The 14,266-nt window shown below is 38.6% G+C and carries 17 protein-coding genes; all 17 read left to right on the top strand.

What is annotated here, in order from left to right; translation table 11 throughout:
• Positions 1 to 1,305, top strand: a complete 1,305-nt coding sequence (locus tag PGC35_RS02910) for a methyl-accepting chemotaxis protein (RefSeq protein WP_053590528.1) — start codon at positions 1 to 3, stop codon at positions 1,303 to 1,305.
• A gap of 217 nt (positions 1,306 to 1,522) precedes the next feature.
• Complete coding sequence (gene rpiB, locus PGC35_RS02905; RefSeq protein WP_375218126.1) at positions 1,523 to 1,960, top strand: ribose 5-phosphate isomerase B; 438 nt, start codon at positions 1,523 to 1,525, stop codon at positions 1,958 to 1,960.
• A gap of 28 nt (positions 1,961 to 1,988) precedes the next feature.
• Positions 1,989 to 2,534: a TIGR01440 family protein gene (locus PGC35_RS02900; protein WP_056828050.1), complete on the top strand. Its 546-nt coding sequence runs from the start codon at positions 1,989 to 1,991 to the stop codon at positions 2,532 to 2,534.
• Between the two features lie 20 nt (positions 2,535 to 2,554).
• Entirely contained in the window at positions 2,555 to 3,790 is a 1,236-nt protein-coding gene (locus PGC35_RS02895) for a serine hydroxymethyltransferase (RefSeq protein ID WP_375218125.1), read from the top strand.
• 310 nt (positions 3,791 to 4,100) lie between these two features.
• Positions 4,101 to 4,730: a uracil phosphoribosyltransferase gene (gene upp / locus PGC35_RS02890; RefSeq protein WP_053590524.1), complete on the top strand. Its 630-nt coding sequence runs from the start codon at positions 4,101 to 4,103 to the stop codon at positions 4,728 to 4,730.
• A 252-nt stretch (positions 4,731 to 4,982) separates the two neighbouring features.
• Positions 4,983 to 5,201 (top strand): AtpZ/AtpI family protein, encoded by a 219-nt coding sequence (locus PGC35_RS02885; RefSeq protein WP_053590523.1) that lies wholly within the window; start codon positions 4,983 to 4,985, stop codon positions 5,199 to 5,201.
• Positions 5,202 to 5,207: 6 nt separating this feature from the next.
• Positions 5,208 to 5,576: an ATP synthase subunit I gene (locus PGC35_RS02880; RefSeq protein ID WP_375218124.1), complete on the top strand. Its 369-nt coding sequence runs from the start codon at positions 5,208 to 5,210 to the stop codon at positions 5,574 to 5,576.
• 32 nt (positions 5,577 to 5,608) lie between these two features.
• The gene (gene atpB / locus PGC35_RS02875) at positions 5,609 to 6,322 is read left to right on the top strand and encodes a F0F1 ATP synthase subunit A (RefSeq protein WP_053590521.1); all 714 of its coding nucleotides are present in this window, start codon (positions 5,609 to 5,611) and stop codon (positions 6,320 to 6,322) included.
• A gap of 68 nt (positions 6,323 to 6,390) precedes the next feature.
• Positions 6,391 to 6,615, top strand: coding sequence for a F0F1 ATP synthase subunit C (gene atpE, locus PGC35_RS02870; protein ID WP_053590520.1), 225 nt, complete (start codon positions 6,391 to 6,393; stop codon positions 6,613 to 6,615).
• 131 nt (positions 6,616 to 6,746) lie between these two features.
• Positions 6,747 to 7,271 carry a F0F1 ATP synthase subunit B gene (gene atpF, locus PGC35_RS02865; protein ID WP_053590519.1) on the top strand — a complete coding sequence of 175 codons (525 nt, stop codon included), beginning with the start codon at positions 6,747 to 6,749 and terminating at the stop codon, positions 7,269 to 7,271.
• Positions 7,268 to 7,804, top strand: a complete 537-nt coding sequence (locus PGC35_RS02860) for a F0F1 ATP synthase subunit delta (RefSeq protein ID WP_053590518.1) — start codon at positions 7,268 to 7,270, stop codon at positions 7,802 to 7,804. Before atpF ends, PGC35_RS02860 begins: the two co-directional genes overlap by 4 nt.
• 27 nt (positions 7,805 to 7,831) lie before the next feature.
• Positions 7,832 to 9,340, top strand: a complete 1,509-nt coding sequence (atpA, locus tag PGC35_RS02855; protein WP_375218123.1) for a F0F1 ATP synthase subunit alpha — start codon at positions 7,832 to 7,834, stop codon at positions 9,338 to 9,340.
• 44 nt (positions 9,341 to 9,384) lie between these two features.
• Entirely contained in the window at positions 9,385 to 10,245 is an 861-nt protein-coding gene (locus tag PGC35_RS02850; RefSeq protein WP_053590516.1) for a F0F1 ATP synthase subunit gamma, read from the top strand.
• A gap of 34 nt (positions 10,246 to 10,279) precedes the next feature.
• Positions 10,280 to 11,695: a F0F1 ATP synthase subunit beta gene (gene atpD / locus PGC35_RS02845; RefSeq protein ID WP_375218122.1), complete on the top strand. Its 1,416-nt coding sequence runs from the start codon at positions 10,280 to 10,282 to the stop codon at positions 11,693 to 11,695.
• Positions 11,696 to 11,719: 24 nt separating this feature from the next.
• Positions 11,720 to 12,124: a F0F1 ATP synthase subunit epsilon gene (locus PGC35_RS02840; RefSeq protein WP_375218121.1), complete on the top strand. Its 405-nt coding sequence runs from the start codon at positions 11,720 to 11,722 to the stop codon at positions 12,122 to 12,124.
• Positions 12,125 to 12,306: 182 nt separating this feature from the next.
• Entirely contained in the window at positions 12,307 to 12,543 is a 237-nt protein-coding gene (locus PGC35_RS02835) for a DUF1146 family protein (protein WP_375218120.1), read from the top strand.
• 333 nt (positions 12,544 to 12,876) lie between these two features.
• On the top strand, positions 12,877 to 14,172 hold the full coding sequence (murA, locus tag PGC35_RS02830; RefSeq protein ID WP_375218119.1) for a UDP-N-acetylglucosamine 1-carboxyvinyltransferase: 1,296 nt from the start codon (positions 12,877 to 12,879) through the stop codon (positions 14,170 to 14,172).
• The last annotated feature ends 94 nt before the right edge of the window (positions 14,173 to 14,266 follow it).

The raw sequence follows: 14,266 nt of genomic DNA, 5'->3' as shown, positions 1-14,266 counted from the left end.
ATGAAAGAAAAAAAGAAGAAGTATGCGTTCGGAATACAAAAGAAGATTGTGTTGTTTGTCACTGTTTTAGCTTTAATTACATATACAACAAGTGCTATTTTTATTAATTTTATACAACCGCTTATCTTTGATACTACTACTAAATCTGTACCTTTTGAGATTGCTATGTACGCGTTAGGTATTTTATGGTCTGGTATATTGGCTTACTTTTTTAGTGGATTACTTATTAAGCCTTTATTTAATCTAGAAAAAGTTGCAAATCTTGCTTCAGAAGGAAAAATTGGAGTGGATGTGGAAGTTCCGAAATCCAAAGATGAGATTCAATCCGTTGCAGTGGCATTTCAGGCGATGCTTGTGAATTTAAGAGAAATGGTCCAAGGTATTGAAAAGAACTTTGAGAAGACAAATAATACTGTTCAACAACTATCAGCGCAATCATCTGTGGCATCGGAACAAGCGGAAGCAATCGCAAGTACAATTGCGCAAATTTCACAAGGTGCAGAACAATCAGCGATAGCAGTACAAGAAACAGCAGAATCTGTAGAAGACGTAAGAACGCTTGCTTCAGAAGTAAATAAACGTGCTGAAAAGTCTTCTGTACAATCGCAGGAAATGATTCATGGACTAGCCCAAACTACGCAAGCTATACAATCGCTTGTTAATGGGATCCAGAAGATTGCTTCTGGCAGTGAGGCAGCATTAGGAAATGTGCATCAATTAGAAGAAAACGCAGGAAAAGTAGAAAGTATTATTCAGTTAGTTGGAGATATCGCTGCTCAAACGAACTTGCTTGCATTAAATGCGTCTATTGAAGCTGCACGTGCGGGAGAGCATGGAAAAGGGTTTGCAGTTGTAGCTGAAGAAGTTCGCAAACTAGCGGATGAAAGTGCTAAGGCGGTACAAGGGATATCTGAGCTTATCCTTGCTATCCAAACGGATGTGCAAACTGTCGTTCAACAAATGACAAATCAAGTAAGCTTTGCTGTAGGTGAAGCGAAGCGTGTTTCTGAGACAAACGAGGCAGTAGAAGGTATGTCCAATAAAATACATGAGATGGCTGAATCAGTAGTAGAAATATCTTCATTGGTTGAAAAGCAGTTAACAAATATTGAAAGTACAGCCCAACAATCACAAGAGGTTGCAGCAATTGCAGAAGAAACATCCGCAGGAGCAGAAGAGGTACGAAGTGCTACTGATGAACAAGCACGTTCTATTGAAGAAATCGATCACTTATCAGTTGATTTAAAGAAACAATCTGAAGAATTATATAATGTAATAAGCCTTTTTGATCGTAATACAAAATAATGTATACATTTTGTTCGTATAATAAAAAAACCGAATAATAATGATATAATAATAGTTATTGTTCGTTTTTTAGTGAAGAATATATTAAAATAACAAGTATTTTAAAAGAAATGACAGAAATTCGTCAAAAAATACAATTCACTTCGTGTGAATTGTATTTTTTTGTGCAGAATAATGGTATGATGAGTAGGAATATGAACAGAAAAGAGGGAACGATTTGAAAATAGCGATTTCTTCCGATCACGGTGGTAATAATCTCCGTAAAGAAATTATTCAACAATTAGAAGAGCTTGGACTTTCCTATGAGGATTTCGGTCCAGCAAACGATGATTCAGTCGATTATCCTGATTATGCAATGCCGGTAGCAGAAGGTGTGGCAAATGGGAAGTTTGATCGTGGTATATTAATTTGTGGTACAGGTATTGGTATGTCGATTGCGGCGAATAAAGTAAAAGGTATTCGATGTGCATTAGTGCATGATGTATTTTCTGCAAAAGCAACAAGATGTCATAACGACTCTAATGTTCTTGCAATGGGTGAACGTGTAATAGGTCCAGGACTTGCTAGAGAAATCGTAGCTACTTGGCTTGCACAAGACTTTGAAGGTGGACGTCACGAGCGCCGTGTAGAAAAAATTTCGGCATTAGAGAACTAATTTATAAATAGAAGAAGGCGATTATTAGATGGAAGCGAAAAGTTTGTGGAAACAACAAATAGAACAGCTTCTACTCGAGGTTGAGCAGCAAGCGTTCTTAAAAGAGAATGATCTATTTGTTATTGGCTGTTCAACTTCGGAAATTATCGGCGAGAAAATTGGTACTGCTGGTGGCTTAGAGGTAGCCGAGGTTTTATATGAACCTTTGCGTGCTTTTGCTGATCGAAATAAGGTTCATTTAGCATTTCAAGGTTGTGAACATATAAATCGAGCAATAACAATGGAAAGAGAAACCCAGCTTCTCTATCGATTACCAGAAGTTTCGGTTATTCCAGTTGTTCGTGCAGGTGGCTCTATGTCTGCCTATGCGTACACTCAATTTCAAGACCCTGTAGTTGTCGAGCATGTACAAGCACATGCCGGCATTGACATAGGACAAACGCTTATTGGTATGCAATTGAAACCTGTTGCTGTTCCGATTCGCGTGTCCACAAAGCATATTGGGGAAGCGATCGTTACGATTGCGAGAACACGTCCAAAGCTAATTGGCGGAGAACGTGCATTTTACGGATGATATTGGAGGAGGAACTAAGAGTGGAAAAGATTTTAGCACAAGATCCAGCGGTACATGAAGCTATGCTGGCAGAGAAAAAACGTCAACAAGCAAATATTGAGTTAATTGCATCAGAAAACTTTGTTTCAGAAGCAGTTATGGAAGCGCAAGGCTCTGTACTGACAAATAAATATGCAGAAGGCTATCCAGGTAAACGCTACTATGGTGGCTGTGAGCATGTTGATGTAGTGGAAAATATCGCTCGTGATCGATTAAAAGAAATTTTTGGAGCTGAGCATGCAAATGTTCAACCACATTCAGGTTCTCAAGCGAATATGGCAGTATATATGACTGCGTTACAACCAGGTGACACAATTTTAGGTATGAATCTTTCCCATGGTGGTCACTTAACGCACGGTTCTCCAGTTAACTTTAGTGGAATTCAATATAACTTCATCGATTATGGTGTGGATAAAGAAACAGAAACGATCGACTATGAAAATGTTCGTGCGATTGCATTAGAACATAAGCCTAAAATGATCGTAGCTGGAGCAAGTGCGTATTCACGTACTATCGACTTTGCTAAATTCCGTGAAATTGCTGATGAAGTAGGAGCATACTTGTTTGTAGATATGGCACATATTGCAGGTTTAGTAGCAGCTGGACTTCATCCGAATCCAGTTCCATATGCACATTTCGTTACATCGACGACACATAAAACATTACGTGGACCACGTGGTGGATTAATCTTAACAACTGAAGAGTTTGCTAAGAAAATTGATAAAACAATTTTCCCTGGAATTCAAGGTGGACCATTAATGCATGTAATTGCTGCAAAAGCTGTAGCATTTGGGGAAGCTCAAAAACCTGAATTTAAAGAGTATCAAGCACAAGTGATTGCTAATGCTAAAACTCTTGCAGATAGCTTAACTGCAGAAGGTATACGTATTGTTTCTGGTGGAACTGATAATCACGTGATGCTATTAGACGTTTCTGTTTTAGATTTAACAGGTAAGGTAGCGGAGCATGTATTAGATGAGGTTGGAATTACTGTAAATAAAAATACGATTCCTTTTGATACATCTAGTCCTTTCATTACTTCAGGAGTTCGTATTGGTACTCCAGCAGTTACATCACGTGGATTTAAAGAAGAAGAAATGAAAGAAATCGCTTCAATCATTGCAAAACTTCTGAAAAACCATGAAGACGAAGCTGTACTTAAAGAATCTAAAGAACGTGTTTCTACATTAACAGCAAGATTCCCATTATACAATTAATAGTTTAGTAATATGAAGGCTACTTTTCTTTGGAAAAGTAGCTTTTTCGCTTGTATACTGTCTAACCTTTCATTTCAACTTGAAAAATGGATGTTCCTATATTTTATTTTTGAATGAATTTTAAAAAAGACTATTGGGCAATATGTGAGGAGTGGGAAAAAGAACAAAGGCAATCAATGACAATATATTTACAATCCTATGTCAGCTTAAAATAGACGCAATATTAAGAACGTAGGATTACTAGTATGTAACCATATTCTTTTGTTATAATTAGTAGAATTGCAAATAAAACGTGAAGGAGATACGCCATATGCCAAAAGTATTTGTATTTGATCATCCACTCATTCAACACAAACTTACATATATCCGTGATGTAAACACTGGAACTAAAGAGTTTCGTGAACTTGTAGACGAGGTTGCGACACTCATGGCGTTTGAGATTACACGTGATTTACCATTAGAGGAGACAGAAGTGGAGACTCCTGTACAAAAAACAAAATCAAAAGTACTTGCTGGAAAGAAAATAGGGATCGTTCCTATTTTACGTGCAGGTATCGGAATGATTGATGGAATCTTAAAACTCATCCCAGCTGCGAAGGTTGGACATGTTGGTCTTTATCGAGATCCAGAAACATTGCAACCAGTTGAGTATTATGTAAAGCTTCCCGCAGATGTAGCAGAACGTGATTTCATCCTTGTAGATCCGATGCTTGCAACTGGAGGTTCTGCAATTGAAGCAGTTAACTCTTTGAAAAAGCGTGGTGCAACGAGCATTAAATTTATGTGTCTGATTGCTGCTCCAGAGGGTGTAGAAGCATTGAAAAAAGCTCATCCAGATGTAGATATTTATATTGCAGCTTTAGATGAAAAGCTAAATGACCATGGCTATATTGTTCCAGGGTTAGGAGATGCAGGAGACAGACTATTCGGTACGAAGTAATTGGGTAAATAGAATCATTTATGACTTTTTAAGAAAAAGCAGTAAATTGACTCTATTAAATTTGTCGATAAGATGTCAATTGTGAAGTATATGTGAAGAATTTCACTACTTCTAATTGACATCAAATTGCCCCTATTGTATGCTTACAAAGGATATCAATGATAGGGGTTTCATGCTCGAAACACTTGTCGTATCAACTTTCTACTAGTTTCACAGTTTTTACTTAAATAGGAAAAACGTGAGGACTCTTTTATGCGTCGAAATAGACGTCCGTTACAAGGGATAGCGATGTATTCTGCGATTCTCTCACAGCTTGTAGGTTCTATCTTAATAGGTATATTCACAGGAATGTGGATAGACGATACATTTAGAACCACTCCAGTATTTTTAGTAATATGTTTACTCGCTGGCCTTACGGTTGGTGTGTTCGCTATTATTACTACCATTCGAAAATATGATTCAGGAGACTGAAGACCCATGCAGGAAATGCAACGTATTTATACGAAGCAGAAAAAGTACATATTTTTTTTGCTCGGAGCATGTGCGCTAGGTTGGGGATTTACCCCATATTCGACAATATTTGCGGGCTTAGCACTAGGTTCTTTATTTGGTCTGTATAATTTCTGGATTCTAGTACGTAGAATGGAGAAATTTGATCGAGTGTTGACAAATGGAAAAGGACGAGCAGGTCTCGGCACAACTTTTCGCTTCGCATCAGGTGTTGCGGCTGTTGCAATTGCCCTTGCCCTTCCAGAGTACATACATCTGATCAGCACAGTTATCGGATTAATGATTCCCTATGTTCTACTAATAGTAGAAAGAATTGTGTTTCATGCAAGACATTAACTATGAGATTGTGAAAGAGAGGTGAATGAATCGTGGAACATGCAAATCCAACGTTCAAGTTTTTAGGACTGTATGGAAACTGGTCAAACATTTTAATGCTTGCGGTAACTACACTTATCGTTTTCTTAATTGCTTATATTGCGACAAGAAACTTGAAAATGAAACCGACTGGTATGCAGAACTTCATGGAATGGATTATGGATTTTGTGAAGGGAATTATTAAAAGTAATTTCGACTGGAAAACAGGTGGGCGTTTCCATGTACTTGGGATCACGCTAATTATGTTTATTGCAGTAGCAAACGTATTAGGTCTTCCATTTGCCATCACGTATGATGGGGTACTTTGGTGGAAATCTCCAACAGCAGACCCAACCATTACCATGACATTATCCGTTATGATCATCGTTTTAACGCACTACTACGGAATTCAAATGAAAGGTTTTAAACAATATAATGTAGATACTTATTTAAAACCACTTCCATTTTTATTTCCATTAAAAATTATTGAGGAATTCGCAAATACGTTGACACTTGGTCTTCGTCTTTACGGTAACATCTATGCGGGGGAAGTTCTTTTAGGACTGATCGCAGGATTAGCAACTTCTAGTATTTTCGGCTTTGTTGGAGCAATTATTCCAGCAATGGCATGGCAAGGTTTCTCCCTATTTATAGGTGGGATCCAAGCATTCATTTTCGTTATGTTAACAATGGTTTATATGTCACATAAAGTGTCGTCAGACCATTAATATAACTGTTTAGGTAACTAGGCAGAAATAAATAAAAAAAAACAACATTCCAAGGAGGAAATTACACAATGGTAGGTTCAGTTGGTCTTTTAGCAGCAGCTATAGCAATCGGTTTAGGTGCACTTGGTGCAGGTATCGGTAACGGTTTAATCGTTTCAAAAACAGTAGAAGGTATTGCTCGTCAACCAGAAGCACGTGGAGCTTTACAAACAGTTATGTTCATCGGGGTAGCATTAGTTGAGGCGATTCCAATTATCGCAGCAGTTATCGCTTTCATCGTATTAAACAAATAATAACCACTTACAAAATCTATAATGGCGGGTTTTTTATCCGCCATTCTCTTTATGAATTAGAAAACAATAAATACATTTATACATTATAGAAGCAAGATCTCTTATTAGCGTTTGAAAGGAGTGAAACAATCGTGTCTTTTGATTACCTTGTACTTGGTGCTGAAGCCCATAGTGGTTTTAACACCTGGGATATCTTTGCTACATTATTCTTCTTTATTTTACTTCTTGTACTTTTAAAGAAAGTAGCTTGGGGTCCATTAATGGGGATTATGACTCAACGTGAAGAATTAATCGCAAGTGAAATTGAAGCAGCTGAATCTAGCCGCCAAGAATCAGAGCGATTACTGGAAGAACAACGTGACTTACTTAAAGAAGCACGCACGGAAGCACTAGCGATTGTAGAAAATGCGAAAAAGCAAGGCGAAGCATCTCGTGAAGAAATTATCACAACTGCTCGTTCTGAAGCAGCGCGTTTAAAAGAATCTGCTATCCGTGAAATTGATACAGAAAAAGAAAGAGCGATTGCGGCAGTACGACAAGAAGTAGTTTCACTTTCTGTACTTGCAGCGTCCAAAGTTCTTGAAAAAGAAGTTTCGGAAGAAGATAATCGTGCGCTAATCGAGGCAACGATTGCGAAGGCAGGCGAAGTTAATTGAGTAAATCAACTGCAGCACAGCGTTACGCAATCGCATTGTTCGAACTAGCACAACAAAAAAACGAGCTTCAATCAGTAGAAAATGATTTACGTGAACTTAAAGTTGTCTGGAATGGCAATAAAGATTTGAAAACTCTATTCACATCTCCAAAGCTTTCCTTAGACAAGAAAAAAGAGTTGATTCGTGAAGTTTTTGCTAATGCAAATCCTATCGTTATCAATACACTTTTAGTGCTAATTGATAAAAAGAGATTAAGCGAAGTTTCAGACATTATTTCTGAATTTATGACACTTTCGAATGAAGCACAAGGTATTGCAGAAGCGAAAGTATACACTACACGTGATTTAACAGAAGAAGAACGTGCAAGCGTTTCATCTGTATTTGCAAAAAATGTAGGTAAACAATCTTTACGTATTCAAAACATTGTAGATCCATCTATTATTGGTGGAATTCGTGTTCAAATCGGAAACCGCATTTACGATAGCACTCTAAGTACTAAATTAGATCGCTTAAAACGTAACTTGATCGGTTAATATTATGAATTTTGAGAGGTGACATACATGAGCATCAAAGCTGAAGAAATCAGTGTCTTGATTAAACAGCAGATTGAGAATTATGAATCTGAGATGAAAGTTAGCGACGTTGGTACAGTAATCACAATTGGTGACGGTATCGCGCGTGCTCATGGCCTCGACAACGTCATGGCTGGAGAGCTTTTAGAATTCTCAACTGGTGTTTTAGGTATGGCACAAAACTTGGAAGCGAACAACGTTGGTATCGTTATCCTTGGACCATACACAGACATCAAAGAAGGCGATGAAGTACGTCGAACAGGCCGTATTATGGAAGTTCCTGTTGGGAAAGAATTGATTGGCCGCGTTGTCAATCCACTTGGCCAACCAGTTGACGGACAAGGTCCTATTGCAACTACAAAATCTCGTCCAATCGAAAGTCCTGCGCAAGGGGTTATGGCACGTAAATCTGTACATGAGCCACTTCAAACAGGTATTAAAGCGATTGACGCTCTTGTACCAATCGGACGTGGACAACGTGAGTTAATCATCGGTGACCGTCAAACAGGTAAAACATCTGTTGCGATTGATACAATTCTTAACCAAGCAGACCAAGATATGATTTGTATCTATGTTGCTATCGGTCAAAAAGAATCGACTGTACGTAACGTAGTAGAAACACTTCGTAAAAAAGGTGCTTTAGATTACACAATCGTTGTAACTGCATCTGCATCTGCGCCAGCTCCATTATTATACCTAGCGCCTTATGCTGGTGTAACTATGGCGGAAGAATTCATGTTCGATGGTAAGCACGTATTGATCGTTTATGATGATCTATCTAAACAAGCTGCTGCATACCGCGAACTTTCATTACTTCTTAAACGTCCTCCAGGTCGTGAAGCATATCCAGGGGATGTATTCTACTTACACAGCCGTCTACTTGAGCGTGCTGCGAAGTTAAATGAAACTTTAGGTGCAGGTTCAATAACTGCATTACCATTCGTTGAAACACAAGCAGGAGATATTTCTGCTTACATTCCAACAAACGTAATCTCGATTACAGATGGTCAAATTTTCTTACAATCTGATTTATTCTTCTCTGGTGTACGTCCAGCGATCAACGCTGGTTTATCCGTATCCCGTGTAGGTGGATCAGCTCAAATTAAAGCAATGAAGAGTGTTGCGGGTACACTACGTCTTGACTTAGCTGCATACCGTGAGCTTGAAGCATTTGCTCAATTCGGTTCAGACCTTGACGCTGCAACTCAAGCGAAACTTAACCGTGGTGTTCGTACTGTAGAAGTATTAAAACAAGACTTGAACTCTCCTATTAAAGTAGAAAAACAAGTTATGATTTTATATGCTCTAACACGTGGCCATTTAGATGATATCCCAGTTAAAGATATCAGTCGCTTTGAAGCAGAGTTATATAGCTGGTTAGATACAAACCACACAAACGTTTTAGATCATATTCGCACGACTAAAGCTCTTCCTTCAGATGAAGATATGAACAATGCTATTTCTGCATTCAAAAAAACTTTCGCAATATCTGAATAATATCTTTGTCGATGTGAAAAAAACAATAAGGTGGTGAAATACCAGTGGCATCATTACGCGACATTAAAAGCAAAATTACGTCAACTAAGAAAACAAGTCAAATTACAAAAGCTATGCAAATGGTTTCTGCTTCTAAGTTGAACCGTGCGGAGGAGAATGCAAAAGCATATGTTCCTTACATGGGTAAAATTCAAGAGGTAGTCGGTGCAATTGCTTCAGGTACAAGTGATAGTGGACATCCAATGTTAACTACCCGTCCTGTAAAAAAGACTGCATATCTTGTCATCACTTCTGATCGTGGTTTAGCTGGAGCATACAACAGTAACGTTATTCGCGCTGTTGCCAATGCAATAGCACAACGTCACGCTTCAAAAGATGAGTATGTAATTCTGGCAATTGGTCGTATGGGACGTGACTTCTTCGTAAAACGTGGTTCTAATGTAATCGGGGAAGTTATAGGTTTGCCTGACCAACCAGCTTTTTCTGATATTAAAGAAATTGCGCGCAGAGCTGTTGGTATGTTCACGGATGGTACATATGATGAACTTTATATGTACTATAACCACTTTGTCAGTGCCATCTCCAGTGAAGTAACGGAGAAAAAGGTACTGCCACTTACGGATATTGCAGTAGAAAAAGGCACAACTGCTTCTTATGAATTTGAACCTTCAAGTGAGGCAATTCTAGAAGTGTTACTTCCTCAATATGCGGAAAGCCTAATTTTCGGTGCATTACTCGACGGTAAAGCAAGTGAACATGCTTCGCGTATGTCTGCGATGAAATCCGCGACAGACAACGCAACTGATTTGATTAGTAACTTAACATTAGTATATAACCGAGCACGTCAAGCTGCGATTACGCAAGAAATTACGGAAATTGTCGGCGGTGCATCGGCTCTAGAATAGGTAAAGAAAGAAAGTAAGACAGGAGGGAACAGTAGTGAACAAAGGACAAGTACTACAAGTAATGGGTCCAGTTGTTGACGTAAAGTTTGACAACGGCCAATTACCAGCTATCTATAATGCATTGACTGTAGCTATTGAACGTCCAAACGAAGCTCCTACTACGTTAACGTTAGAAGTAGCTTTACACTTAGGGGATGATTCTGTTCGCACAATCGCAATGTCATCTACTGACGGACTTAAACGTGGTGCAGAGGTAATAGATGCTGGTGCAGCAATTTCTGTTCCGGTTGGTAATGTAACTTTAGGACGCGTATTTAACGTTCTTGGTGATGTAATTGACTTAGGAGAAGAAATTCCGACTGAAGAGCGTCGTGATCCAATTCACCGTCAAGCACCAACATTTGAAAATCTTTCGACAGAAGTTGAAATTCTTGAAACAGGTATCAAAGTAGTAGACCTTTTAGCTCCATATATCAAAGGTGGTAAAATCGGTCTATTCGGTGGTGCCGGAGTAGGGAAAACAGTTCTTATCCAAGAACTTATCAACAACATTGCTCAAGAACATGGTGGTATTTCGGTATTCGCTGGTGTTGGTGAGCGTACACGTGAAGGAAATGACTTATTCCACGAGATGAGCGATTCTGGCGTTATTAAGAAAACAGCGATGGTATTCGGTCAAATGAATGAGCCACCTGGTGCACGTATGCGTGTAGCTTTAACTGGTCTTACAATGGCTGAATATTTCCGTGATGAGCAAGGTGCAGACGTACTTTTATTCATCGACAATATCTTCCGTTTCACTCAAGCGGGTTCTGAGGTATCGGCTCTGTTAGGTCGTATGCCTTCAGCAGCTGGTTACCAACCAACGCTTGCTACTGAAATGGGTCAATTACAAGAGCGTATCACGTCTACAAATACTGGTTCTGTTACATCTATCCAAGCGATTTATGTACCAGCCGATGACTATACGGATCCAGCTCCAGCAACAACTTTCGCTCACTTAGATGCGACAACAAACTTAGAACGTAAATTATCTGAGATGGGTATTTACCCAGCGGTTGATCCGTTAGCTTCTTCTTCTCGTGCGCTTTCACCTGAAATCGTAGGACAAGAGCATTATGATGTAGCACGTCAAGTGCAATATACATTACAACGCTACAGAGAGCTTCAAGATATTATCGCAATCTTAGGTATGGATGAATTAGGGGACGAAGACAAGTTGGTAGTAAACCGCGCACGTCGTATTCAGTTCTACCTATCTCAAAACTTCCATGTTGCAGAACAATTTACAGGTCAAAAAGGTTCTTATGTTCCAGTTAAAGAAACTGTTGAAGGATTCAAACAAATTCTTGAAGGAAAATATGACCATTTACCAGAAGATGCTTTCCGTTTAGTGGGACGCATTGAAGAAGTTATAGAAAAAGCGAAAAGCATGGGCGTAGAAGTATAATAATTCGGACCAGGAGGAAAAAATATGAAGACACTTATAGTCAATATTGTCACTCCCGACGGCCCGGTATACGATTCTGAAGTAGACATGATTATCGCTAAAACAGCATCTGGTGAAATCGGTATTTTACCTGGCCATATTCCAATGGTTGCGCCACTTGTAATCGGTGCAGTTAAATTGAAAAAAGATGGAAAATCAGAGTATGTAGCAGTAAACGGTGGATTTGTAGAAGTTCGACCTGAAAAGGTAACGATTTTAGCTCAATCTGCTGAAGTTGCTTCAAATATCGATGTAGCTCGTGCAAAAGAAGCGGTAAAACGTGCAGAAGAACGTCTTCAACATAAGCAAGATTCAACTGATTTCAATCGTGCTGAACTTGCCTTGAAACGTGCGATGAATCGTATCAACGTTTATGAGGGTAACATTTAAACCTTATTATTCCTGTGATAAATAAGGACTGCCTCCTGTGAATGTCACGGATTTTATGGGAGTTTATCGTGCAGGCAATTTTGATTTTAACTGATTTAACAAACGGGCAGAACTAGTTCTGTCCGTTTTTTTCTTATAGGGCTACGCTGCTACTATTCTAGTTTAAATGTAGGAGGATGGAAATGTTTTTATTAAATGGCCAACAGGCAATCATTGCTATTTTAGCAAATATCTTTTTTATCGGTATTTCATTTTATGCACTACAAGCAATTATGATTGAAAAGGTAATTAAAAAAAATAAAGTTTTTCAGGCACAGCTTTTATTTATCTTAATAAGTATAATGATCGGTTCAATTGTTGCTAATTTTTTCTTAAATCTAACGAATTGGTCAAATCAATTGCCATTTCTATTTAATTAATGGAAAAAGATTCTTTATGCTCATGCAAATAATGGAGTAGTTTGTATGAGCATGTAGAATCTCCTCTTATTTCCTGGGAAATATTTTGTCGATTAGGTTTTATGTGAAACATACTGGGGTAATTTAAGATTATCTACACGAAAAGACTGGGTATAACGTATACTATAGCAATGAAAATGAACTAAATTAGCAGTGAAAAATAGTGTTTTTGATGCTTGTATATACTCGAAATTCGTTGTATGATGTATATTGTTTTGTAATTCCTAATAATGACATCATACATATTTTCGATTATATATGAGCAAATGAGGATAAGAACGCGGAGGGAAAGAAGTGGATAAAATCGTTGTTAAGGGCGGTCAAACTTTAAAAGGAAATGTAAGAGTGGAAGGCGCGAAAAATGCTGTTCTACCAGTTCTTGCTGCTGCTTTACTTGCCACCAAAGGACAAAATGTAATCAAAGATGTACCTACACTAGCAGACGTTTTGACAATTAATGAAGTGTTAAAAAGTTTAAATACAAAAGTTATATACAATCCAGAACTAAATCAAGTAATAATTGATTCTCAAGAGAGACTTTCAAGTGAAGCACAATTTGAGTATGTGCGTAAAATGCGTGCATCTATACTTGTAATGGGTCCAATTTTAGCGCGCAATGGTTTTGCTCGTGTTGCTCTTCCAGGTGGTTGTGCAATAGGCTCACGCCCTATTGATCAGCATTTAAAAGGCTTTGAAGCGATGGGCGCAGAGATTTCGTTCGGACATGGCTTTGTAGAAGCAAAAACAAATGGACGCTTACAAGGTGCTAAAATCTATTTAGACGTACCAAGCGTAGGAGCAACAGAAAATATTATGACTGCTGCAGCGCTTGCTGAAGGCATCACGATTATCGAAAATGCTGCTAAAGAGCCGGAAATTGTCGATTTAGCTAACTTCATCAACGAAATGGGGGGAAGCGTCAAAGGTGCCGGTACGGATACAATTCGTATTGAAGGTGTAACTGAATTACACGGAACAGAGCACCATATCATCCCAGATCGTATTGAAGCAGGAACATTCATGGTTGCTGCAGCAATTACAAAAGGCGATGTGCTAATCGAAAATGCTGTACCAGAGCATATGACAGCACTAATTTCAAAACTGCAAGAAATGGGTGTAGAAGTAACCGAAGAAAATCAAGGGTTACGTATACGTTCATCAGAACCATTAAAATCAGTTGATATTAAAACAATGCCACATCCTGGTTTCCCTACAGATATGCAATCACAAATGATGGCATTGATGATGACTGCGCATGGTACAGGAATCATCACGGAAACTGTATTTGAAAACCGTTTTATGCATGTGGAAGAATTCCGACGAATGAATGGCAACATGAAAATCGAAGGACGTTCTGTAATTATGGAATCACCATCTAATTTACAAGGCGCAGAAGTCGCAGCAACGGACTTACGCGCAGCAGCAGCACTTATTATCGCTGGTCTTGTAGCTGAAGGTATTACACGTGTAACTGAACTTTATCACTTAGACCGTGGCTACGTTGATTTCGACAAAAAACTGGCAGCACTTGGTGCGGATATTGAAAGAATCGGTACCGAAAGCCCAGAGAAAGCAATTCAACTTGTATAATATATGTAAAGCACTGTGCATTCATACATGCATGGTGCTTTTTTTGTCGAAGGATATTTTTGGTTGCTAAGTAAGAAGAATTAGTTGCTTTTAA

The sequence above is a fragment of the Psychrobacillus sp. PGGUH221 genome (assembly GCF_042055255.1).
Classification (GTDB): Bacteria; Bacillota; Bacilli; order Bacillales_A; family Planococcaceae; genus Psychrobacillus.
This window is presented reverse-complemented; position numbering and strand designations above follow the sequence as displayed.

What these genes read in the sequence shown, in the direction of transcription:
- PGC35_RS02910 (WP_053590528.1), top strand. Translation starts at nt 1, where the DNA reads ATGAAAGAAAAAAAGAAGAAGTATGCGTTCGGAATACAAAAGAAGATT.
- PGC35_RS02900 (WP_056828050.1), top strand. Translation starts at nt 1,989, where the DNA reads ATGGAAGCGAAAAGTTTGTGGAAACAACAAATAGAACAGCTTCTACTC.
- upp (WP_053590524.1), top strand. Translation starts at nt 4,101, where the DNA reads ATGCCAAAAGTATTTGTATTTGATCATCCACTCATTCAACACAAACTT.
- PGC35_RS02885 (WP_053590523.1), top strand. Translation starts at nt 4,983, where the DNA reads ATGCGTCGAAATAGACGTCCGTTACAAGGGATAGCGATGTATTCTGCG.
- PGC35_RS02880 (WP_375218124.1), top strand. Translation starts at nt 5,208, where the DNA reads ATGCAGGAAATGCAACGTATTTATACGAAGCAGAAAAAGTACATATTT.
- atpE (WP_053590520.1), top strand. Translation starts at nt 6,391, where the DNA reads ATGGTAGGTTCAGTTGGTCTTTTAGCAGCAGCTATAGCAATCGGTTTA.
- atpA (WP_375218123.1), top strand. Translation starts at nt 7,832, where the DNA reads ATGAGCATCAAAGCTGAAGAAATCAGTGTCTTGATTAAACAGCAGATT.
- PGC35_RS02840 (WP_375218121.1), top strand. Translation starts at nt 11,720, where the DNA reads ATGAAGACACTTATAGTCAATATTGTCACTCCCGACGGCCCGGTATAC.
- PGC35_RS02835 (WP_375218120.1), top strand. Translation starts at nt 12,307, where the DNA reads ATGTTTTTATTAAATGGCCAACAGGCAATCATTGCTATTTTAGCAAAT.